Genomic DNA, 21,946 nt, shown 5'->3' with positions numbered 1-21,946 from the left:
TCTCGCCGCGATACCACAGCAGGAAGACGACACAACCGAATCGACACATTAATTCTTTACAGTCACACTACTCGACGAATCTGATGTCCCAGACCCCGAAGTCGTCCTGGCCCTGGGTGAAGACCCTGTTGCACTCGGTCTACGACCAGCCCGACGCCGATTCCGTTCACGCCCAATATGATCGGATCATCGATGCTCTGTCGGAGAAGCTACCGAAGGTCGCCGAGCACCTCGATGCCGCACGGTCTGACCTGTTGGCGTTCACGGCATTTCCCAAGCAGATTTGGAAACAGATCTGGAGCAACAATCCACGATCGGTTAACCGGCCCTCGGGCGACACGATTCTGTCCGCGGCGTGAGGTCCGGGGCCGCCGCCCGGATGGGGCGCATGCTGATGGTGGCGGCTCGATTCACGAGAGGGGCAGACGATGGCCGTTCGGGTGCAGACGGCGGGCGACGGCTATGTGGTCAACGGCGAGTGGGAAGGGTGCGCGGCGGCGAACGCGTTCCTCAAACATCTGGCCGGGCGCGGGTTCAGCGTGGCGACGGTGCGGGCGTATGCGTTCGATGTGCTGAACCTGGCGCGGTTCCTGATCGACCGCGACCTCGAATTGGCGGCGGTGACGTCGGTGACCGTGTTCGAGTGGATCGATTGGCAGGGTGTGCGCCGTGATCCTCGATCCGGTGCAGCACCGAGGAACGGGCGGCAGCGGACGACGGCGGCGTCGACGATCAACCGGCGGGTCGCGGCGGTGCGGGCATTGTTCGAGTACCTGGTGATGACCGGGGTGCGCGCCGACAATCCGGTTCCCTCACCCCGGCGCGGGCAGGGCCTACGGCCGACGGCCCGGGGACTGCTCGGGCATCTCGGGCCCGGCCGGCCCCGGGCCGGGGGCCGGCTGGTGCGCCAGCCGCGGTTGCTGCCCGAGTCCCTCGACGCCGACGCGGTGGATGTGTTCGTCTCGTCGCTGCGCACCCATCGGGACCGGGCGATGGTGTGGGCGATGCTGTTCGGCGGTCTGCGCAGCGCCGAGGTGCGGTCGCTGCGGCTGGCGGAGGTGGATTTCGGTCGACGCCGGCTGCGGGTTCTCGGTAAGGGTTCGAAGGAGCGGGTGGTACCGGTCGATGCGGTGTTCTTCACCGAGCTGTCGGCCTATCTGCGTCTCGAGCGGCCACCGGGGTTGGCGACACCGGAGTGTTTCGTGGTGCTGCGCGGCCCCACCCAGGGGGCGCCGGTGACCGAGGCCGGGCTGCGGTCGTTGTTTCGCCGGCACCGAGAGCTGTCCGGCGCCGGTCGGGTGCGTCCGCATCGGCTGCGGCATACCTACGGCACCGAACTCGCCTCCGCGGGAATCGATCTGATGGTGCTGCGGGAGTTGATGGGGCACGTGTCCCCGGAGACCACCGCCGGATACGTGCACCTGTCGATCGAGCAGCTCGCCGCCGAATACGGCGCCGCCCGGGCCAGTCTCGCCGGGGCACGGCGATGACCACGGCGTGGCCGACCGTAGTCGACCCGGATACGGTGCTGGCCGGCTATCTCGACCACGTCGCCACCCTCGGGCTGGGCGGAAGGGCCGTCCGCGGCCGCACTCGCACCGCGACCGCGTTCCTGGCCGCGCACCCGGATCTGAATGGATGGCCCGGCCGGCATCGGACCGGCTCACCGAACTTCGCAGCACCGGGGCGTGGCCGCTGTTGTGTCACGTCATCGGGCGAGGCGAGCTGCGACTGGACCTCGAGTTCGCCGCCGTCAAGAACCTCACCGGACTCGGCAGCGCGCTCGAGGCCCGCGACCCGGACGGGTTCGCCGCGGCCCGCACCGCCGGACTGGCATTGGGCTGGACGCCGTCCTGGGTGGAGACCGTCCTCGGCGAGTGCCTGGCGGTGCTGCTCGCCTGGCACGGCGGATCCGTCAACGGCATCACCAACGACACCGTCGACGATTTCGACACCGCATTGGCTGCAACACAATCTATTCCGCCAACATCGCGCCGGGCCTACCGCAACCGGATCGCGAGTCTTCGGCAGATGCTGTTCGAGGCGAGCATCGTCGACATACCACCGCGGCGGCGACCCTGGGCCCGTAGCTACGCCCAACGCTTCGCCGACGTTCCGATGGCCGAAGCGATCCGCGCGACGTTGCTGCGTTACATCACCGTCCGGGCCGCGGTGCTTCGCCCGAAATCCGTCGAATCCCTGATCAACGACCTGCTGCCGTTCGCGGACTACCTCACCACCCACCACCAGGAGCTGGCAGGCCTGCACCAGCTGGACCGCAGTCACATCGAGGGCTTCCTCGTCTGGAACCGCACCCGCACCTGGCGTGGGCAACGCGCCGACGCCGGCGCCGGACGCACCATCTCGACGGCCGTGATCCAATCGACGGTGCTGAGTCTGCGCAACCTGCTCGACGACATCACCGCATGGGGCTGGGAACAGGCACCAGCCCGCCGGCTGGTCTTCGCCGCCGACGTCCCCAAACTCGACCAACCGTTACCCCGCGCACTGGCACCCGACGTCGACGCTATGGTGATGAACTCCGTTGCTTTGCTTGAGGATCCGTTCGCTCGCATCGGGTTGACGGCGCTCCGTGGGGCGGGGTTGCGGGTCGGGGAACTGCTCGATCTCGAACTCGGCAGCGTCGTCGACTACGGCCCGGCCGGGACCTGGCTGAAGGTGCCGCTGGGCAAACTCACCACCGAACGGATGGTGCCGCTGTCGGCGGCCACCGTCGCGGCGCTGGACGAGTGGACCAGCGGGCGCGGCGTCTGCCGACCACTGCCGCATCCACGCACCGGAGCGCTGACCGATTTCCTGTTCGTCGCACACGGCCGCCGCCTCAGCCAAACCCGGCTACGCAACGGGCTTCTCGCCGCCGTCGAACGGTCGGGGCTGCGCGGCGCCGGCGGTCGGCCCCTGGTCGTCACCCCACACCAGCTGCGGCATACTTGGGCCACCGAACTCGCCAACGCGGGCATGAGCCTGCAGGCGTTGATGGCGCTGCTCGGGCACGTCACCCCACAGATGACGATCCGGTACACCACCCTGGCGTCACCAACGCTGCGCGCCGCCTACGACCAGGCCATGGGCAAAATGCGCCGCCAGTTCACGCTCACCCCGGTCGGCAAACCCATCGTTCCCGACACCGTCAGCTGGCTCGGCAGCGAGATGCTCAAGACCCGTGTCGCACACGGCTACTGCTCCCGCCACGAAGCCGCCGGCGCCTGCCCCTACGCCAACATCTGCGAAACCTGCGACAACTTCGTCTCCGGACCCGAGTTCCGCGACGCGCTCGAGGCGCAACGCACCGACATCCAGGCCCTCGAAACCGACGCCCGAGACCGCGGCTGGTCCGACGAAGCTGCGCGCCACCACCGCGTCGCAGACGCTCTCACCGACCACCTCCACCGTCTCGACCGCTGAACCGAAACAGGCAACCTGGGGTTGACCCACACGCGAGGGCCGGTTAAAGGAGCGCCTCAACAAGGAAATCCGCAGGCGAACCGATGTGGTCGGAATATTTCCGGATCGTACCGCCCTGATCCGTTTGGTCGGCGCCGTTCTCGCCGAGCAACACGACGAGTGGATCGAAGGGCGCCGCTATCTAGGCCTCGACGTCCTCGCCCGCTCCCGCGGCGAGAACGCCACCACTACCGAACTACAGCAGGAGGTGACCCCCGCGGAACTGACCGCATAACCCCATGAGGAGTCACGCGCTGACCTCGTACACCACGCCCCGGGACTTGACCGAAAGGCCATGGCACGGGTTCTGCATCGGGAAGCCACTGCACTGTCACCCTCGACTGCGGCAGTGGCCTCGTCGAAGCCATCACGGACGATTGAGTAGCTCGGATCGTCTGCGAGAGCTGGTGCAAGCTGCTCAAACATGCTGCTAATGGATTCGACAGGGAAGGCTCGCGCCCGCGGCAGGAGGTCTACGAGCCGCTTCAGGTGTTCCATTGCTTCGGATCGGTCAAACATCCTTGCGTCGGGCGATAGGTCCGGCAGGGCCTCGTCCGCGGATACAAGTTCGGCGACCTTGCTGGGGGCGGTGAGGCCAGTTGGCGTGGGGCTAAATTCTGGCCAACGCGGGTGGAGACACAGCTGCGCGCGCGTGGCAAGGAGTCCTGCGTGCGAATCGGGTAGGTTGTCTCGTCGGTGTCCGAAAGCAGCTGATCGATGTGCTTGCGCATGCGTAGGTTGTAGTCGCGGAGTTCATTTGGGCTACACGTGGCAAGGTCTCGCACCCAGCCACCGCCCCAGTACATGAGGAGCACACCCGCATCCTCAATAACCGCCGGCGATTCCGAGTCAAGAGCGAAGTCCATCGCAGCTCGGATATGTCCTTCTACGCCATCGAGAGAATCCATGCCGCGCAGACGAGCGACTGAGATCTCGTATCGGGCGCGGAAGGTCACTTCATCCTCAGAAGCGTCTTGCGTCGGAAGGAATTGACCCGTGTATTCAAGCCACTCCGGTAGATCAGGTTTGGCAGCTGCGTCGAAGGTTGCGTGGCGTAGTCCTTGCCGTACTTGAGACAAGTCGCCAAATGACAGTAAGGGTGCATTGCGGTGGCGAAGGCCAGACAGAATGTCGTTATACCACCGCGGAGCGGTCTCATCGTGCTGCTCCGGAACCATGGCGGCGGGCAGGTCGAGGTCCTTTTGAGCAACCCAGACGAGATCGGGTTCAGCGAGGAAGGTTGCGATGTCCTCACCCACGAAAATCTCAAGATTTACCTGGTGCTCGGCGCGGGCATGTTGTTGCAATTCATGCTTCTTAGCCGCAGAGATTTCGTGTACGGAGAAAAAGGCGACGTTCTCAACCGAGGAGGAGTTAGGTCGACAGATGCTGGCCAGGTCGCCCCTGATCTTCGCTGGAAGGCCAGTGCGTTGCACGGTGCATGCCACCGCCACAGGGCGGCTGGTAGCTCGACCGACAAATCCAGCCGCGCCGGGCAATTCCTCCGGAAGGCGCGTGTAGTAGGTCTCGGTGTCTCGGCCTTGATCCCCACCGGCGCTTGCCGGGCCGATCGAGAGAAGGATGTTGCTGCTGATCCTGCGTCGAGCGATCCGGGTGCAGATCTGCTCGAACTTGTGGTGCTCGTTCCGTGCGGCCAACTGTTCGAGTTGGAATCGGATGAAGGTCTCCGCTGAGGATGGATTCGACACATTCACATTGTCGCTGTCTACCGGGGTAGGCGTCGCACAGATGGGGTTATCCTACGGACTGAACGTTTGCGATGCTGCCCGCCCCGTGTAGGTATCCCCCGGCGGGTGCGCCAACCTGCGACTCGTGGCGCATCGACACTGCTGAACGTCGGTGACGGGCATTTCTCTCCGTGGCCCATTGTAGGTTCCACGTAAAGATGTGAGAGGCACACTCGCCTGAACTGCGTATTTCCGGCAAACATGGCGGGTCCGGTCTTCCGGCTAACTTGTCGGAATTCTCAAAGACGTTTCTCGGAACGCCGACGCAATACCGCGCACAGCTATCGCATGCTGAAGGTGCGCCCCACGTCGACGATGTAGCTGTAGGCATCCACGATATCCGTCGAACCAGCAGCGATAGTGGCGACGCCAGCGCCAGCCGCAACTATTGCTGCCGACACTGGGTCGTGCTTGCCGACAAGTTCCCATGCTGCGCCAGCAATCCCGAGTCCGAAAGTCGCCATCTGATTTAGATTCCATGCCCTCTGGGCGGTTCGCCGAAGAGAGAACGCTCTGTCTTGTAATTCTTCTCTGCGGTCTTGCAGCAAAATGGTGCGTTCCGCAGGCGGAAGCGGACCGAGCTCGATCAAGAATCTCCGGCAATCACGCATGTATGACTGGTATTGCTCGCGGTGTTGATCGCGAAAGTCGAGAATCTCGTCGAGGGGGACACTCTCCAGATTGATGGCGACTGGTTCGATGTCCAGCGAGACCAGGTGACCTGCCGATGGCATCGGTGAGCGGCTCAAAGTCTGCATGAGATCCGCCGTCCGACTCCATTGGGAAGTTACGGGGTGCAAGGACAGCCCCTGTCGTCGACCAGCTGATCGAGCTAGCTGTGCGAGGATGACCAGGATCGTCGTGCGAACGGCAGGGTGGAGAGGAATAGAGACTCCGTCTTCTGATGGCCGAGCGAGATCGCGTTCCTGAAGTTCGTTGACGAGCATCTGTGCCAACCCAATGTCGGCGTCCCAACCCATTCGACTCGCCGAAAGCTCCTGATAGTAAGTGCCATCGGTGTTCAAGTCATCGAACGCACCGTCGGTGATGAGGTTGACGATCACAGTCGCGAGGTCCTCGGTCATCTGCTGATCTACGAAGGTCTCGGGCTCGAGCACTCGTAGGAGTCCTTGTTCGCTCATCGGTCCGGCAAGGATTGGGTCAGCCAACTCCGGGCGGTGGGTCATGTATCGCGGGAGAAGGATCGAAACATCGTCGAAGAACAACAGCAGCGGCTTCAGACCGTTACTCTCGGCCTCATTCCAGTACGGAGCCGGGTAGTAGTACGCCGTTTCCACTCTTACCTCGACCTCCTCGTCGCCCCCGGTCACGCCGTCAGTCTCGTCGCCACCGACACGAAATTTGGAATCCGACACGCCACCGGACGTGAAATCTGGAACCGACACGAGACCGTGGAACCTACAGCAGCAGCTGTAGGTTCCGCCCGAACTTGTCGGCTGCCGACACTACTGACCTGCGGATACTTACCATCATGTCAGTGGCAGATTCTCGCAGTCTTGTCGAAGTCCCCGGTTGTGCACTCAGATCCGGATGCAAAAGCCGAGGTCAGGGCCGGATGAGTGACACGAAACTTGGAAAGTGACACGAGAGTGACATGAAATTTGGAAAGTGACGCCGCTCCGTGGAACTGTAGGTTCCCGCCTAAAGGTTCGACTTGCGGTGTCCTTTCCTGGGGGTTTGTGGTCGGTTCTCATCGTTTGTTCGGCGTCTGCTTCTCATGGTTCGTTCGTTTTCTTCTCGGCGTGTGCTGGTTGGCGGGTCTGAGGATCTGTGTGGCTAGCTCGACGGTGTCGGGGTAGATCGCTGCGTGGGTGAAGCTGTCGTGATCGGTTTGGATGCCGAGATAGTGGTTGCGGGTCTGTAGCCGGAGCAGCCGGTATCGCCAGTGGTGATCAAGGGCGGTCGTCGAGGCCGGCCAGGGCGGGACGGCTTTGACCGCGCTCGCGTAGGCGAGTGTCACTTGCTGGGGTGTGTGATGGCGCAGTAGCTGGTTAGTGCGGCGTTGGGCTGTGATGATCTCGGGGGAGGCGGACAGATCGAGCTGGGGGCTGTCGGCGTCGCCGATCCAGATCCCGTGGCGTGTGCAGACATTGTGGTGGACGGGCAGGTGGACGGGGACAGGTCCGCGGATGCCGCGGCGGATGGTGCATCGTCGGCAGGCAATGGTGGCCCGGAGCGGGCCTTGGATGTCGGGGTCGCCGAAGGCAGGCAGTGCGTGGGCGAGGTCGGCGGGAGGTTTGCCGGTGAGGTGGGCGAGCGCGAGCAGCGCCGCGCCGGTTGCGGGGACGAGCATGTGGTGGCGGGCGCGGTCGTCGTGGTTTTTGGTCTTCGTCGAGAACCACGGGGGCAGGACGGCGAGGACCTCGGCGAGGGTGAGGTGGTTGGCGTCGGCGAGGCGAGTCAGGTAGGAGACGAGGGTCTCCCCGTTGACCGGGGCGGCCGACCGCGGCAGCACCGGCGTGCGTTTCGGCTTGTGAGAGAACGGGTTCGGTGGCACCGACGAGTTCTGCGTTTCCGGGGGAGGTTGCTCGTGTCGGGGCGGCAGGAGGCGGGCCACGTCGCGGTAGAACGTGGTCGCCCCGAGGCTGTCGAGGCGCGCACACAGATCGGGTTGTCACACACTTCGTGCAACGCCACCTCGTCCTCCAGGAGGGGTCGACCGAGTTCGATTGCCAACGCGTATCTGTGGGGGGCGCACCACCCGTTGCTTGCCATTGCGCGAGATCCAAAATGCTAGTGGAGTGACGATATTCCAGAAGTGCGGAATTCCCCCAACAGTCCTCGCTGGTCCGACGAACCGGTTTACGAGGTCGGTGCGCGTTCTGGACACTCCCAGGGCACCTTCAACGGGTCGGAGTTCGCCTCGGCGATCTCTCGGAACGTACGCGATCGTGACAGGCTAACGACTGACGAATCAGCGGGAACGATCACGGCGTACCCGTTGTCGCGTGACCACCGTGCCGGAACAAGAACCCAGAGGTCCCTTCGCGCCACGAGAGCCCGGAAACACTCGTAGCGGAACGCCGGAGGCTCCCCCGGCTGGGCCTCAACGAGCGTCTCCGCGATCAAGTTTCTCGGCACATCCAAGCGTTCATCAGTCACCACCGACACGACCGACTCCTTCGCCCACAGATCGTGCGCCAGGGTCTCCGCATCGCTGTTGCCGAGCCGGGAGGCGAAGGAGTTCATCACGGCGAAGAGCGCCAGGAGAACAACTGCGATCGCCAGAATTTGGCTCACCTGAGCCCGGGCGGTCGGTGGCGGCTTGGGTGATGCAGGCTCGGTCGACGAGGCGGTCAGCACCCAGTATCCAGCGATCGTCAGAATGCCACCCAATCCGAGCACGGCGGGCGAAAAAACCCAGGAAACCACGGCGATATCGGGTGTGAGCCAAGGAACCACGACCCCAGCGATCCCGGTGCCGATGAGCGTGGCCCCGAGCGCAAGCCCGGTTCGGCCGACGATGCGGACGAGGCCCGGCCGCTGCCCGGACTTGATATAGCTGCGCGCATAGTCCCCACCCCAGACTGCCGCGAACCACCCGACCAGAAGAAGCAGGAGCGGGGCATACAGAACGCCGACACTCCCCAACACATAATCACTGGAGCTGAGCCCGAGGGCATCACAATCGACACCGAAAAAGGCGAGCTTCTTGCGGGTATAGACGTACCCGAAGTAGTAACACAGCGCCGTAATGATCGTGGTCGGCGCCACAACAGCCCCGATCACACCAATCCACCTATGAAGCACCGCCGGCGACGGCGCTGCCGACTCGTCACTCATCGGACGATTTGACTACGAGCCGCTGGGAGCGGCTGGCGGCGCACTCGTCGTGGTGCCCTCGTCCTCCGGCGGCAGGGGTGGCAGCATTGTGTCGTTGGTCGGCTCTGTCGGTACGTCCGGCACCGTCGGTACGTCCGGCACCGTCGGTACGGACGGCACCCCAAACCCGTCTCCAGGATCCACCGGCCTAGAACCCGGTTGGCGGGTTGGCCGCACCTCCAAGGTAGGGAAGGAATCTTCGTGATCCTCAGAGTCCAACGTCGCCTGCTGCGGCGACGAAGCGACCTCCGGGACCGGCGGCGGCGACGAAGTAACCTCCGGGACCGGCGGCGGCGACGAAGTAACCTCCGGGACCGGCGGCGACGAAGTAACCTCCGGAACCGACTGGGGCGGGATCTCCGTGTCCTCACGACAGGCAACGAGAACTGCCACCGAAAATGCAAGCACTGCGGCACCGACAGCCCGCGAAGCTACCCTCACGGCTCCTGTCCCATCGCTACTCGTGGATCGCATCGGAACTCCCAAACCCGAAATCTCGCGCTGAGATAAACACTGCCAGTGACGAGCCGTAGCTCAACGCGTAGTCGACTACCTGACTTTCCAGCAGCGTGCTCGGAGGCAGGGAGCTACCGCCCCGCCCCGAGGCCGTAAACGGAAAGGGCGTGTTTGCACCCCCGGACCCCAGCCGACGGGACGACTACCACCTCCACGCCGACCACGTTTTGCAGGATTTGTACCGCCTGAAAAATGCCCGCAACCACTGCCCTATCGGTGGCCCATCACGCGAACCGTCGACTGTGTCATTGTTTCGCCGGTCCTTGAGTATTACTGCTGGTCGGAGCGCGATTGTGGCGGCCGCGGGATCCCGCGGCTTTCTGCGTGGTCGGGGCAGAGGAGATCCGGAGTGACGGTCCAACTCGACGCCGAGGAGCAGGCCGATCGACAGTCACTCTCGGTGTCGACGGCAGAGACGAAGTCCTTGCCGAACTCGAGCACCGCGACATCATTCCGGAGTCAGTCATCGACGGGAAAGCAACGATCACCGATCCCGAGGGGCAATCGGATCACGATCGCGGCGCATCACCTCGCCGTAGCCTGAGATCGGCGTCCAGCAGACCCCGCCCGTCAGCTCGCACCAGTGCCCCACGCAAGTGGTCACCCCACTCTGCCGGGCTCATCCCACCATGTGCAGGCGAGTAGCCGACTACCTATACGAACAGGCTCTGAAGGAAGCAGGATGTACATGGTCGAGCTCGTTGATCGCGGGAGGAGCGTCGAATCGTGGACCCCGTCTCATTGATTGTTGCCGCGGTGGTCGCTGGCGCGGCGGCAGGGCTGCAGGAGCAGGCGCAGGCGACCGTCCGTGACGCTTACCAGGCGTTGAAGCGGTTGGTTCTTGAGCGCCACAAAGTGGACGTGGAGCCGGTCGAGCGTAAGCCTGAATCGGAGGCCAAACGCGATTCTTTGCGCGAGGACCTCCGCGACGCCGGTGTTGCCGATGACACGGTGGTACTCGACTCGGCCCAGCGAGTCGTCGACGAGGCGCGCAACCATCAGGCCTCTGTCGCAGCGGCCCGTGCGGTCGGGATTGACCTCGACGACGTTGCTGCGGGGTTCATGCGCTTCGCCCGCATCGATGTCCGCGGCCAAGCAACCGCCGTCGATATGGATCGGGTGCAGGCCCCCGGTGGCATCACCGTTGAAGACATCAGAGTCGACGGAGGTAGCTCGCCGAGCGACCCTCGATAGTGGTCGACCGCGTCCCGCTCGCCGCACCGCTTCTTGCGTTCAGTGAGCTCTCGGCCGGCCGCGACGTCAACATCCATGATCTCAATGTCACCCTGTACCAGGGCGTCGCGCACGCCGAACTCACCGATCTGCGCTATGCCGTCAAGGACTTCTCCCGCGAACTTGCTTTGGTGGACGGATTCGTTGGCCGGCGCGAGCTATTCGCCGAAGTCGCCGCGTTCCAGGACGGCCACACCTGCGGCTACATACGGGTGACGGCCGATGCTGGGCTGGGCAAGACCGCCTTCGCCGCGGAGGCTGCACGCCGATTCTCCGCCGAAGCCTTCTTCGTGGACGCCGGGCGGGGGCTGACCACCACCGCGCAGTGTCTCGGCCACCTATGCGCCGTCCTCATCCTGCGATTCGCCCTTCCATACGACCGGCTGCCAGTCGGTTTCGAGGACTCATCGTTCTTCAGCCATATCCTGACTCAGGCCGTCGACGCCGCCGTCGGTGGTCCGCTCTGGATAGTCGTAGACGCGCTGGACGAGGCCGCCGACCCTGGCCCCGCGGGCAACGTCCTGCTCTTGCCGCCAGCACTTCCGGCGGGAGTATTCGTGCTCGTCACCCAACGGCCCGGGGTCGTGCCACTGCGCACCAGCCCGGATACCGCCGTCGCAGACTTTGTCATCACCAGCGACTCGCCGGACGACCTGGCTGATCTGCGCGAATTCCTCACCGCCAGGGCAGTACGCGCCGAGATCGCGGACCGGCTCGCCGCAGCGGCCCCGCCGATGCCGGCCGAGGTGTTCATCACGCGCGTCTTCGACGCGAGCCAGGGCAGCTTCATGTTCGCCAGCTTCTTATTGGCCGACATCGCCGACGGGTCCCGAGGTGTTAATGCCGCCGACCTAGCCGCGTTGCCGCGAGGACTGTCCGGCTACTACGCCGCGATGTGGCGGCGGATGGCTGCGGTGGCCGAACGGGACGGCCCCGAGCAGTGGGAACGCCTCTACCGCCCGGCCATGGAGCTACTCGCCGCAGCCGGCGAGCCCGTCACCGCCGATTGGCTTGCCTACCTCCTGCAGGTGCCAATGCCCGACATCCGTCGCCGCGTGCTGCGCGCCTGGCGCCGGTTCATCGTCGCATCGGGCGAACTGGGGCACGAGCGCTGGCGGTTCGTGCACCGCTCCTTCCACGACTTCCTCGTCGACCAGGACGAGGTGTACCTGACAGAAGTCCACGCCAAGGTAGCCGGCGTATTCGCCGATCCCTCCACCTGGACAGTGTTCGACGGCTACGCATCCCGCCACCTTGTCATGCACCTAGCCGGCTCAGGCGACTTGATTGGCGCGCTGGAATTGATCCGCAGCCACGACTGGTACGCCGCGCAACTGCAGCTAGATCCGACCGCAGGCCTAATCCGCGCCGACGTGACGACGGTCGCTTCCGCCGTCGGGGCCGCCAACAAGGCCGACGCGACAGCTGCTTGCCCCGCACGCCTGCTTGGCGATGAGATCGCGTTGGCGCTCTACGCCCACACATTCACAGGATTCCGACGCAGCATCCATCCCCGCACTTTGCGCTTACTCGTGCAGGCCGGTGTACTGACGGATGCCCAGGCCCTCGCGATGCTTGACCGTGACCCACGCGCAGGCGGGAGGGGCAGAGCACTCACCGCCCTGATTGACGTTCTGCGTGACGAATTGCTCGACGAGGCGTTGCGCATCGCATTGACGGTGCAGCCGACAGACGACCGAGCGGACGCCCTGCTAGCCCTGTCTGAACGGATGCCCGCAGAAGTGGCCCAGCCGATGCTGTGGGCCGAGCTGGGCGCGCTGTTGGAGCGTGCCGAGAAAGAGGGCGGCATGCTTGACAACCTCGGCGCGTTCCTGGCCGCCGTGCCGAGGAACGATGCCATTGAGCGGGCGTTGGCGTCCGTCCATACCGTCATCGCCCAGGACACCGACCCCGGTCGACGAGTGACACGTCTTGCCGCCTTGGTGAAAGAACTACGCTCACAGTTCAAGATCGCCGATTCCGCGGCCGCAGTGCTGCGCGACTCGTTGGAGCGCGCCGATGAGCTGACCCCCTACGGGCTGACCCCGTACACAACGGCCCTGGCCGTGTTGCCGGCCGAAGATCACGCCGACGTGCTCGCCGCCGCGCTGCCCCTCGCGTACGGGGAAAGCGATCCAGCTTTCCGCGCCGCAAGCCTGACGACTCTGGCGCCCTATGCCGCCGAGTCCGCCGTACACCACCGCGTGATTGCCGATGCTCTCGCGGCGTGCCAGGAGATAGTGGACCCATTGAGTCGAATGTATAGACTCGGCGCGCTGCTCGCGGTCGCCCACGACCCTGACACACAAGCCGCGATCCTCGCCGCCGTACACGAAACTGCACCAGCCATCGCCCATCCGTGCGACCTCGCCAGGGCGCTTGCCCCAATCATCGCCCTGTCCGTCCCGGAGGACGCCGACACATTCCTCGAAGAGATTGAGTCCGCGCTACCCAGCGCCGACCCGCTGGACTGGGTCAACGCGTTGATTGCGGCCGCCAGCGATTTCGCCGCAGGCGCGCATCATGACCGGCTGCTGCACATCGCCCTGCAACAGGCCCGGACGATCCCCGCCGACCTCACCCGAGCCCAGGCTCTACTGAACGTGGCCATCAACCTGCCCGTTGAGCAGGCGAGTCCGGTCGCCGTCGAAGCCGTGCGGATTCGAGGGGGTCTGCTCGCCGTGGGCGAGCAGCAGCCGGACAGCATTGATCGGACGCTGCTGCTCGCCCGTCTCGCACAGGCATTGGACGGCGACCACCGTGCCGCCGCAGTCCAACTCGCCGAAGACCTCATCGACACCGAAAACGACCCATATAAACGGGAATACAACCGGGGACGCGCCCTAGCCGCGCTGCGACCGGTCGTGTCCGGTCCGCGCCGCGCCGCCATCCGCGACGAGCTGCACGCGCTGTGGGATGAGGTCGACATACCAGGCGAGCGAACCGAACTGGGGCTGGCGGTGCTCGAAGACACCGCCGAATCCGATTGGGAACCACTATTCCATCGCGTACTCGAATCGGCAGAGCAGATCGAGCCGGCGGACATCTTGATGACGGTCTTCTTCTACAACGAGATCGGAATCGAGACGCCATATAGCGTTTCGCCGCTCCTCGGCCGAATGACCAAGGCGCTGGTAGAACTCCTACAGCGCGACCGCATCCCGGCGCGCCGCCAGCGGCTCGTTGACAAGGCATGCGACGCGGTCTACGACACCCCCGATGAGCTACAGCCCGACGCTCTACGGGCCGTGGCCCCGTTCCTCGACATAACGCAATGCCACCGGATACTCAACGACTACCACCTCATTTTGAGCGACCCCGAGCGCCGCGCAGTCGTCGAAAGCATCGAGGGGATAATGTCACGCGAAGCAACGCTCGCCGACGTTGCGGCGCAGCGTGACATGGCATCATCGCACCATATCCCCAGCGACTCGGGCCCTTCAGACGACGCAGCGACGCTCTCACTCAGCGAGGACTCGGATAGTGATGAAACCAGCGATGGGAACACCACCACCATCACGATGGAATGCTCGTTAACCGACGATCACCTCTACGGGTTAAGCCGTCAACCAGACCAGAAAGTCGTCGCAGTAGAGTTGGGCCCCGAAGCTTCCAGCTACCCCCCAGAAGAACAACGCGAGATCGAACTCGGAGGCATCCGGCGTTGGATAGCTGACATGGCCGCCACCGGACAGCCCGAGATCCTCAAGGACCTCAACTTGGCGCAGGATTTCACCACCGGACGACACTGGCAACGGGCCATCACCGCGATACTGCTCCGACTTGCTGAGCTGACTTCGATCGAAGAGGCACTGGCGCGGGCCGACACCATCTGGCCAGACGGCTTCCCCCCGGCTGCGACCGCCACCTTCGCCGAATATCGACCCGACGATACGATCCTCGACGCGCTCGCCGCAGCGACTGATCCCGGCACCCGGGCCGTCGCCATCGCGACATATCTGCGCACCGCGCCGCCCCGGCAGCGCGCCCGCGCCCAACGCACGCTTGACGACGCGGTCTCTGACTGGCAAGCCAACAAGCCGCCACGCAGCGACGAGTTAGCAACTGAGCTACTAACCACCAATGTGCTCACGCCGACGCTGAGACTACGGCTCGTCAGGCACCAACTCGACCAAGCGACGACCAGGCAGGAACTCCTACAGGCCACTACCACCGCGCTGCAGGCGATCCTCGATGCCGGCGGGCCAGGGACCGCTCAGACCATCGCGGCGGCAATCCGGGACATCTCCGCCCGCTGGCCACCCTGAAAGTAGATCCTGACACCCGATATACCGCCCTTTGCTGCACACCGAAACTCACCCCGACTGGATCAGCAAATCGGTGCATTCGGGCTTAGCGATCGTACTGCCCTACCAAATGCCCAACCGCAGCTCCGTGCCCGCCAAGTCGTGCGCTCGCGGCCCAGCCCGGGGCGCCGTAGAACGGGTTCCGGGGGAGTGTCCGATTAACGGTGGATCCGACCTCGGCGTCGGTTAGTTACCGTTCGGGGTGATACGGCCTTCGAAGGTGATTGCGAACGCCGCGATCCAGACGCGTGGCCGGTGCCGTGCGTGCGTTACGGCGGGGGTACCCGATCGCCGCGAAGTGGCCCGAGAACCCCGGACTGCCACCAGCACGCCAAACGCATCCGCGGAAACTGCGAGTGTGGCACTCAGGTGTTCTCCCCCGGTCTCCAGCATCCACCATTCGGCTCATGGTTAGCCGTTCTAACCATGGGTGACATCGGGCGGGTGGCAGAGGACGATTCAAACTACAAACCAACCAGTCCTGTCCAGGTCTACGGCAGACATCCCTGGCGATGGCCTCGCCAATTGATCTTGATCGGAAGTTGGGGCACGACCACGCCGAGCGATCAGCCGCCTGACCCCGCAGGTAAGTGAAGTCCGGTACGCCAAAGAACAGCAAAAGCAGCAGAGGTGACGCGATGAGGAACGCAAGAAGGACCTTGCCGCCCACCCCCCGGCTTCAGGCGTATTACAGATGAAGCTTGCTGTTGGGCGAGCTGACGAGTCGCTGGAGCATGGGGCGGATGCCGTCGCCGACCAAATCATGCGAATGTCGGACCCCACACTTTCCATGCTCAATACCCCGCGGAAGGTCAGCCGAAAGTGCGCCGCCTGCAAGGAAGACGACGAGGATAAGAAGATTCAGACAAAGCCGATCGGGGCGGCGACGCAAGTCGGCGAAGCGCCGCCGATCGTGCATGAGGTGCTTCACTCTCCTGGTCGGCCGCTGGACCATACTACTCGCAGCTATTTTGAGCCGCGCTTCGAACGGGACTTCGCGGATGTTCGCATCCACGACGATTCTCGGGCTGGACAATCGGCGCGGCAGGTGGGCGCGCTCGCTTACACGGTCGGCTCCCATGTCGTCGTTGATCCGGCAAAGTATCACCGGGGAAGCGAAGGAGGCCGACGCTTGCTCGCACATGAACTGGCGCATGTTCTGCAGCAGTCTTCCGGCTTAAGGCTTGTACAGCGCCAGACTTCCGGCTGCGAGGATCTGCTCAGGGAGCCAGGTGCTACGTCCTTGCTGGCGGGCCGAGTAGTTCACAGAATTCTTGCTTCGCATTTCCGCGCGACAGTGCAAGGGGCGAGCTCTGTGGCAATTCCTGGCGCCTCCGCGGCCCCCCCTTAGGTCGGACGCGATTTGCGGCGGCGAGAGCAAGATTATTGACCCGCAGATTATCGGCGGCAAGTCAGGAATGGGGTTTCCGGACCTCGCTCGGCGTATGCCTGCCGGAGTTCTCGAGGTTGCTGAGATCAAGCCCGCCGCACTTCCCTGTCTAATCGATGGAGAGGAACAGGAACTCAGATACATCAATCAAGGCAACGCAGGAGATCCGCAACAGCAAGCATGGCGGGCGTCGCTTGGTATCTCAGAGGTAATTCCGATGCCGTCGAGCGCCTACACTCCACCGGTCTTGCACATCGTTCTGCCAGGGGTGACCGCCGAACTGAAGACGGCCTGGTGCACGGCGGGACTGCTTGCGTATAGCGTAACGGTGTCAGGGGAGCCGGTCGTTGTGCCCGTAGCGCAGCCTCGCCGTACCGAGGCGCGCGAGCGGCTCCGTGCCGGAGCTGCAAACCGCGGACTGGTGGTTGCCGCAGGCACTGCCGGGGTCGTCGCTGGAGTGGCTGGCCGGGCATTGTGGAAACATTTCTGGAAGGTCGTGGTCACACGATTTGCCGTTCGGGGCGCCTTGGCCGCGGGGCTTGCAGCAGTCGACGGACCACTTCCCATCGGGGACCTGATCGCGCTGGGCATGACCCTGGTAACTATCGGCCAGATCATCGCTGACTGGGATGACATCTGGCGCGAAGCCGACAGCCTTGCATGAGTGACAACGTGGATCACGGTGGGCAGCGGATCAGCACCGAGTAACGATCTATTTCTAGACTCCCCAAACGACGGAAGCCTACTTGAACTAATCGTCGCAGCATCGCGCCTGGTTCGTTGGCGGGACGCATCGCCGTGCCCCACACAGACACAGTGAGGACCGGCCCGGGCACCCGCTACTTGGTGGACGTTGCCTCGTCGGCGGTCAAGTCCCTGGACGTGGTTTACGACATCGTTGCGTGACTCCTCGTCGGTGCCCACGGCGGTGGCGCGATCGGCACGAAGACACTGTCGCCGTTGCCGGCGGGGCTGCACGCGTGAAAGGTCCGTCTTCCCTCGACCGAGTTGTCCAGGCCGGGCGGTGCGCAGGCGTGCGAACAGCTCGTCGGCGCGGGCGCAGCGCACCGTCATGCGGCGCCGGATCGCCACGTGCCCGAGGGCGGTCGCCAGATGTGTCTTTCCGACTCCGACCGGGCCTAGAACCAGGACCCAGTTGCCGGCCTCCGGCGACCGCCGCGAGACCAGATCTGAAAGCAAGCTCCGGTCGTAACGAAGGTAGCCGAGGGCGTTCCAGGTTTCGATCCGAATCGACTGAAGAGGCCAGCCTTTAGCAGAACGAAAGCCTAGAAATGGGCAGACGCAGGCATGGTCGAGAGTGGGTCAGGATGGGTACTAACCCGATGTCACCATGCAGGAACGCCCCGTGCTCGCTCCCGGCGCCGCGGGCGGCACGCAGATTCCGATCCAGGCGATGGGAGGGATCGCGCCTCCAGAAACTGACCTCATGTCGACCGGACAGGGATGGAACCGACTTCAAACCATCAGGAGGTTTACCCTGACGCCGAAGGTACGAGATAACGAATAGAAAGGGAACCTTGGTTCGTTTTGCTTCAGCTATTTTGTTTGCGAAATCATGTATCGCCCGAAAAAATACAGAACGGTCTTGACTGCCGCGTCTGACATGCGCAGACTTATCGGGTAAGGGTGAAGTCCGCGGAACCTTAACATAATGATGGGACCTGAGGTCAGCAGTTTCAAAAGGAGCTGGCGTCATCGCCCATATTTCCACCTCCTATTTGACTGTCGGGAGTTCGATCCCCATTTCTTGGCATCCGTAGGCTATCAGCATCGACGTCATGGGGAATAAAATCTTTGGTAATAAGAAACTGAAAGTGTCTCAGCGTCCGGAATTTATAAAAGTATTTAGCAAAAGAAGCAAAGCGGATCAAAATAAGCTAATTCCGTCCAGTGTGTGCTGATGATGCTCCGGTCTCTGCGCAATCCGGTGACCGCATGGCACGTGCGACCCTACGGTAAGACGGTGTACAACCCGGAATGGGTCTGTGCCAGTACCGCTCGCGCATCGTTGATCACTACGGAATGCTGATGGGCATCCAACACTAGCGGGGGTGCTTGGTGTGGCCATCTCAGACATGATTGGTCGGAACCAGCAGGCGGAGCGGCGGTCATCATCGCCGACGGGTGAAAGCTCAAGGGCGCGACGTCCGGACAGCAATGGGTCACAGCCACCTTGGCGGACTCAGGTGTCCCACACGTCGTCGGCCGGCGTGTTCATCCGTCTGCTCGGGCCATTCGAGATCTTGAAAATGGGGCAGCCCGTCGCCCTGCGGTCTGGAGGCAAAGCCGAGCGACTACTCAGCTGTCTGGCAGTGCATCCGCGGGTCGGAGTCCATCGCGCGACGCTCGTCGACCTCGTCTGGCCCGACACCCCGGTCCCGATGGCCACCCAGTGCCTGAACACGTTGATGCATTCCCTCAAGGCGCAGCTCGCGGATGGGTTGGCCGGGCAGCCACCGGTCGTACACACCCAAAGTCACTACACGCTGAACCTGCACGGCGGCGTTTCGGTGGATGTGCTCGAATTCGAATCGGCGCTGAGCGCCGGGCACCGACTGCTTTCGCAAGGCTCGACGGCGGAGGCGATCGAGGCCTACGACCGGGCGGTCGCGCTCTACGGAGGCGATCTCGCGGCCGGTTCGAGTATCGCTGAGCTATTGGAGCGAGAAAGGTTCCGTGTCGCTTGCCTCACAACGCTGGCGCGTCTTGCCGATGCACATTTCGAACTCGCCAACTACGACCAGGCGCTGGACAGCGCGCTGCGGTTGTTGTCGGTTGACCCATGCCGGGAGGACGCGCATCGCATGGTCATGCGTACGCACGTCCGCATGGGGTGCCGGGCGCAGGCACTGCGGCAATACAATCTGTGCCGATTGATCCTCATGGACGAATTCGACGCCGTTCCCGAACCAGCCACCGAGCAGCTCTTCCACCTCATTCGCAGCGATCCCGGACGCGTCTGAATCTAGCGGCGCGGACATCTCGGACAGACCTCAGCCAAACCTGAGCGAGAACTCAACGACGGCTCATCGCTCGACGGGAAAGTCTCACCGTTGGCTCAGCGGCCTCGTTTACAACTGACCTAACCAAATCGAGACAACGAGGGTCCATGACTGAGGGCGACCCGACGGACAGGCTATCAACGAAGAGGCAATTCGTATTGCTACTGCGCCTCATCGTCGAGGGAGACGTGATGGGAGGAGAACTGGTGGATCCGCTCTCGCAGCGTCGACAACGATTCACCGGTCGGTCCTCCCTCACGGTCGCTCTGCAGGCGTGGGTAGACGAGGTCGTCAGCAGTGCCGGGAACGAGGCCAGTAGTCAACGGATAAAGGATCCCTAGCTGACCACCGGCCCCGCTGCTCCAAGAGCCTCCTCGGCGGCCATCAGATCAGCGCGACCCACAGAACGACGGGAGGAACAGATGCCCAACATCAGCTGGGTGGTGAACGTGCAAGTGGACGGCCGGGTGGCGATGTCCGTGTCAACCCCTGCGGAGTCTGCCGAGGCGATCGAATCGCTGGAGGTGACGATCGCGGCCGGGGACACCGACAAGGTGGTGGACCTGATACCGGGCGAAGGCACCTCGGTCAAGGTGGTGGTCATCAAGTCGAGCTTTTACGGGGACGACGTGAGCTTCAAGGCGTCGGACGGGAGCACTGACTCGGATCCGGTCACACTGAGCGCACCCCAGGTCTATGCCGGCGGGAGTGTTGCCCTGTTCGGGCTCAACCCGAACCAGCTCAAGTTCACGAACGCGAGCGCAACCAAGAGTGCTGACGTCGCGATCTTCGTCGCCCGCGATGCGACTCCCTGAATCGTCAATCGCCCCGCTGAAGAGGAACACACACCATGACTGCACCACGGACCTATCCCGGGGTCTACATACAAGAGGTCCCCAGCGGCGTGCACACCATCACCGGCGTGGCGACGTCGATTACTGCCTTCATCGGCCGTGCACGGCGGGGTGAGGTGAACCGCGCCACGCGTGTACAGAGCTTCGCCGAGTACACCCGCGTGTTCGGCGCGCTGTGGCAGGAAAGCACGATGGGTTACGCCGTCGACCAGTTCTTCCGCCACGGCGGCAGCGACGCGCTGATCGTGCGGGTCTTCAACGGCGACGCCGCGGCCAGCACCCCCACCGTCACGCTGTCTACAGCCAGCTCCGATTTGATACTCGAGGCTCGAAGTCCCGGCGCCTGGGGTGCGTCGCTGCAGGCCACCGTCGACCATCTGACGGCTAATACGGCCGACCCGCTGCTGTTCAACCTGACCGTGGCGGAGATGGATGCCACCGGCACGAACGCCGTCGTCACCGAAGCCCACCGGAATGTCTCGGTCGATCCGCTGAACCCGCGTTTCGTCAACCGGGTGGTCGGGTCGGCGTCGGCCCTTGTCCGTGTGCGACAGTCCGCACCCCCGGCCGAGAGCCCGACCGACACCCCGGCACCGGTGGTCGCGGTCGGGACCGTGACTGATGACGGTGGTGCCATCACCGACACAGAGTTGGCCGGTGCGCGCGCCGCCCGGACTGGAATCTTTGCGTTGGAGGCGGCCGAGCTGTTCAACCTGCTGGTCATTCCGCCACCCGAGCGCCAGGTCGACGTAAATAACAGCACGTGGGCCACGGCCGCGGGTTACTGCCAGGAACGTCGCGCGGTACTGCTGATCGATGCGCCCGCCGAGTGGACGGCCAACCCCACGACTGCCATCGCAGATGCGGCTTCAGGAGTGAACGGGCTGCGCACGATGGTCGGCACCAACACTTCGAGCAATGCCGCGATCTACTTCCCTCGGCTGACCATGCCCGACCCACTCAGTGAGAACCGGCCGGCCGACTTCGCGCCGGGTGGAGCCGTCGCCGGCGTTATCGCGCGCACTGATGTGCAGCGGGGCGTCTGGAAGGCACCAGCTGGGCTGGAAGCCTCCTTCTCCGGAGCGCAGGCCTTCACCTTCACCATGACCGACGGCCAGAACGGGCAGCTCAACCCGCTCGGGATGAACTGCCTGCGCACGTTTCCGGTCACCGGAAACCTGGTGTGGGGGGCCCGGACGCTGGCGGGAGCCGACCAACTCGCCTCGGAGTGGAAGTATCTGCCGGTGCGCCGGTTGGCGCTGTACATCGAGGAAAGCCTGTTCAGCGGGACGCAATGGGTCGTCTTCGAACCCAACGACGAACCGCTGTGGGCGCAGATCCGACTCAATGTCGGCGCCTTCATGCAGAGTCTGTTCCGGCAGGGGGCTTTCCAGGGCACCACCCCCGCCGCCGCCTACTTCGTCAAGTGCGACAAGGAAACCACCACCCAGAACGATATCGACCTGGGCATTGTCAACATCGTGGTCGGATTCGCGCCGCTCAAACCGGCCGAATTCGTCGTCATCAAGATCCAGCAAATCGCCGGTCAAGCCGAGGTTTAGGACCC

At 63.9% G+C, this 21,946-nt stretch carries 14 protein-coding genes and 3 pseudogenes; 11 read left to right on the top strand and 6 right to left on the bottom strand.

Annotation, left to right across the window (positions count from 1 at the left end; translation table 11 throughout):
- From P3H15_RS28395 to P3H15_RS28380, 4 genes and pseudogenes are all read left to right on the top strand, one after another.
- Nucleotides 1-321: pseudogene (locus P3H15_RS28395) on the top strand (transposase); the annotation flags it as partial.
- A gap of 107 nt (nt 322-428) precedes the next feature.
- Nucleotides 429-1,490 (top strand): tyrosine-type recombinase/integrase, encoded by a 1,062-nt coding sequence (locus P3H15_RS28390; protein WP_276140291.1) that lies wholly within the window; start codon nt 429-431, stop codon nt 1,488-1,490.
- Nucleotides 1,491-1,638: 148 nt separating this feature from the next.
- Nucleotides 1,639-3,426: a tyrosine-type recombinase/integrase gene (locus P3H15_RS28385; RefSeq protein ID WP_276140290.1), complete on the top strand. Its 1,788-nt coding sequence runs from the start codon at nt 1,639-1,641 to the stop codon at nt 3,424-3,426.
- A gap of 49 nt (nt 3,427-3,475) precedes the next feature.
- Nucleotides 3,476-3,700, top strand: a pseudogene (locus tag P3H15_RS28380) (transposase); the annotation flags it as partial.
- 250 nt (nt 3,701-3,950) lie between these two features.
- Here the strand turns inward: P3H15_RS28380 and P3H15_RS28375 are convergent.
- The 4 genes from P3H15_RS28375 to P3H15_RS28360 all read right to left on the bottom strand — a co-directional run bounded on the left by P3H15_RS28375 (nt 3,951) and on the right by P3H15_RS28360 (nt 9,017).
- On the bottom strand, nt 3,951-5,174 hold the full coding sequence (locus P3H15_RS28375) for a hypothetical protein (protein ID WP_276140289.1): 1,224 nt from the start codon (nt 5,172-5,174) through the stop codon (nt 3,951-3,953).
- Between the two features lie 320 nt (nt 5,175-5,494).
- Nucleotides 5,495-6,619 (bottom strand): hypothetical protein, encoded by a 1,125-nt coding sequence (locus P3H15_RS28370; protein WP_276140288.1) that lies wholly within the window; start codon nt 6,617-6,619, stop codon nt 5,495-5,497.
- A 305-nt stretch (nt 6,620-6,924) separates the two neighbouring features.
- Complete coding sequence (locus P3H15_RS28365) at nt 6,925-7,731, bottom strand: TniQ family protein (RefSeq protein ID WP_276140287.1); 807 nt, start codon at nt 7,729-7,731, stop codon at nt 6,925-6,927.
- A gap of 305 nt (nt 7,732-8,036) precedes the next feature.
- Complete coding sequence (locus tag P3H15_RS28360) at nt 8,037-9,017, bottom strand: hypothetical protein (protein WP_276140286.1); 981 nt, start codon at nt 9,015-9,017, stop codon at nt 8,037-8,039.
- A gap of 1,281 nt (nt 9,018-10,298) precedes the next feature.
- On the opposite strand from P3H15_RS28360, the gene P3H15_RS28355 reads away from it, so the two are divergent.
- The 4 genes from P3H15_RS28355 to P3H15_RS28340 all read left to right on the top strand — a co-directional run bounded on the left by P3H15_RS28355 (nt 10,299) and on the right by P3H15_RS28340 (nt 17,166).
- On the top strand, nt 10,299-10,766 hold the full coding sequence (locus P3H15_RS28355) for a hypothetical protein (RefSeq protein ID WP_276140285.1): 468 nt from the start codon (nt 10,299-10,301) through the stop codon (nt 10,764-10,766).
- Nucleotides 10,766-15,073, top strand: coding sequence for a hypothetical protein (locus P3H15_RS28350; protein WP_276140284.1), 4,308 nt, complete (start codon nt 10,766-10,768; stop codon nt 15,071-15,073). The genes P3H15_RS28355 and P3H15_RS28350 overlap by 1 nt, the downstream gene beginning before the upstream one ends.
- A 733-nt stretch (nt 15,074-15,806) precedes the next feature.
- Complete coding sequence (locus P3H15_RS28345; RefSeq protein WP_276140283.1) at nt 15,807-16,463, top strand: DUF4157 domain-containing protein; 657 nt, start codon at nt 15,807-15,809, stop codon at nt 16,461-16,463.
- 94 nt (nt 16,464-16,557) lie between these two features.
- Nucleotides 16,558-17,166, top strand: coding sequence for a hypothetical protein (locus P3H15_RS28340; protein ID WP_276140294.1), 609 nt, complete (start codon nt 16,558-16,560; stop codon nt 17,164-17,166).
- Between the two features lie 395 nt (nt 17,167-17,561).
- Here P3H15_RS28340 and P3H15_RS28335 read toward each other — a convergent pair.
- Nucleotides 17,562-17,702: pseudogene (locus P3H15_RS28335) on the bottom strand (ATP-binding protein); the annotation flags it as partial.
- A gap of 1,031 nt (nt 17,703-18,733) precedes the next feature.
- Here P3H15_RS28335 and P3H15_RS28330 point away from each other — a divergent pair.
- Entirely contained in the window at nt 18,734-19,486 is a 753-nt protein-coding gene (locus P3H15_RS28330; RefSeq protein ID WP_276140282.1) for a BTAD domain-containing putative transcriptional regulator, read from the top strand.
- 200 nt (nt 19,487-19,686) lie between these two features.
- Here P3H15_RS28330 and P3H15_RS28325 read toward each other — a convergent pair whose 3' ends face one another.
- Complete coding sequence (locus tag P3H15_RS28325) at nt 19,687-19,848, bottom strand: hypothetical protein (protein WP_276140281.1); 162 nt, start codon at nt 19,846-19,848, stop codon at nt 19,687-19,689.
- A 99-nt stretch (nt 19,849-19,947) separates the two neighbouring features.
- Here P3H15_RS28325 and P3H15_RS28320 point away from each other — a divergent pair, with 99 nt between their 5' ends.
- Together P3H15_RS28320 and P3H15_RS28315 are read left to right on the top strand one after the other, a co-directional pair.
- On the top strand, nt 19,948-20,340 hold the full coding sequence (locus P3H15_RS28320) for a hypothetical protein (RefSeq protein WP_276140280.1): 393 nt from the start codon (nt 19,948-19,950) through the stop codon (nt 20,338-20,340).
- A 35-nt stretch (nt 20,341-20,375) separates the two neighbouring features.
- A complete protein-coding gene (locus P3H15_RS28315; RefSeq protein WP_276140279.1) occupies nt 20,376-21,941 on the top strand; it encodes a phage tail sheath C-terminal domain-containing protein in 1,566 nt (521 codons plus the stop codon).
- Nucleotides 21,942-21,946 lie beyond the last annotated feature (5 nt).

It is taken from the genome of Rhodococcus sp. T2V (assembly GCF_029269925.1).
GTDB lineage: Bacteria > Actinomycetota > Actinomycetes > Mycobacteriales > Mycobacteriaceae > Rhodococcus_F > Rhodococcus_F koreensis.
The sequence above is the reverse complement of the archived record's forward strand: the minus strand, read 5'-3'. Positions and strand labels throughout refer to the sequence as shown.

What these genes read in the sequence shown, in the direction of transcription:
- P3H15_RS28315 (WP_276140279.1), top strand. Translation starts at nt 20,376, where the DNA reads ATGACTGCACCACGGACCTATCCCGGGGTCTACATACAAGAGGTCCCC.
- P3H15_RS28340 (WP_276140294.1), top strand. Translation starts at nt 16,558, where the DNA reads ATGCCTGCCGGAGTTCTCGAGGTTGCTGAGATCAAGCCCGCCGCACTT.
- P3H15_RS28360 (WP_276140286.1), bottom strand. Translation starts at nt 9,017, where the DNA reads ATGAGTGACGAGTCGGCAGCGCCGTCGCCGGCGGTGCTTCATAGGTGG.
- P3H15_RS28390 (WP_276140291.1), top strand. Translation starts at nt 429, where the DNA reads ATGGCCGTTCGGGTGCAGACGGCGGGCGACGGCTATGTGGTCAACGGC.
- P3H15_RS28385 (WP_276140290.1), top strand. Translation starts at nt 1,639, where the DNA reads ATGGCCCGGCCGGCATCGGACCGGCTCACCGAACTTCGCAGCACCGGG.
- P3H15_RS28345 (WP_276140283.1), top strand. Translation starts at nt 15,807, where the DNA reads ATGAAGCTTGCTGTTGGGCGAGCTGACGAGTCGCTGGAGCATGGGGCG.
- P3H15_RS28320 (WP_276140280.1), top strand. Translation starts at nt 19,948, where the DNA reads ATGCCCAACATCAGCTGGGTGGTGAACGTGCAAGTGGACGGCCGGGTG.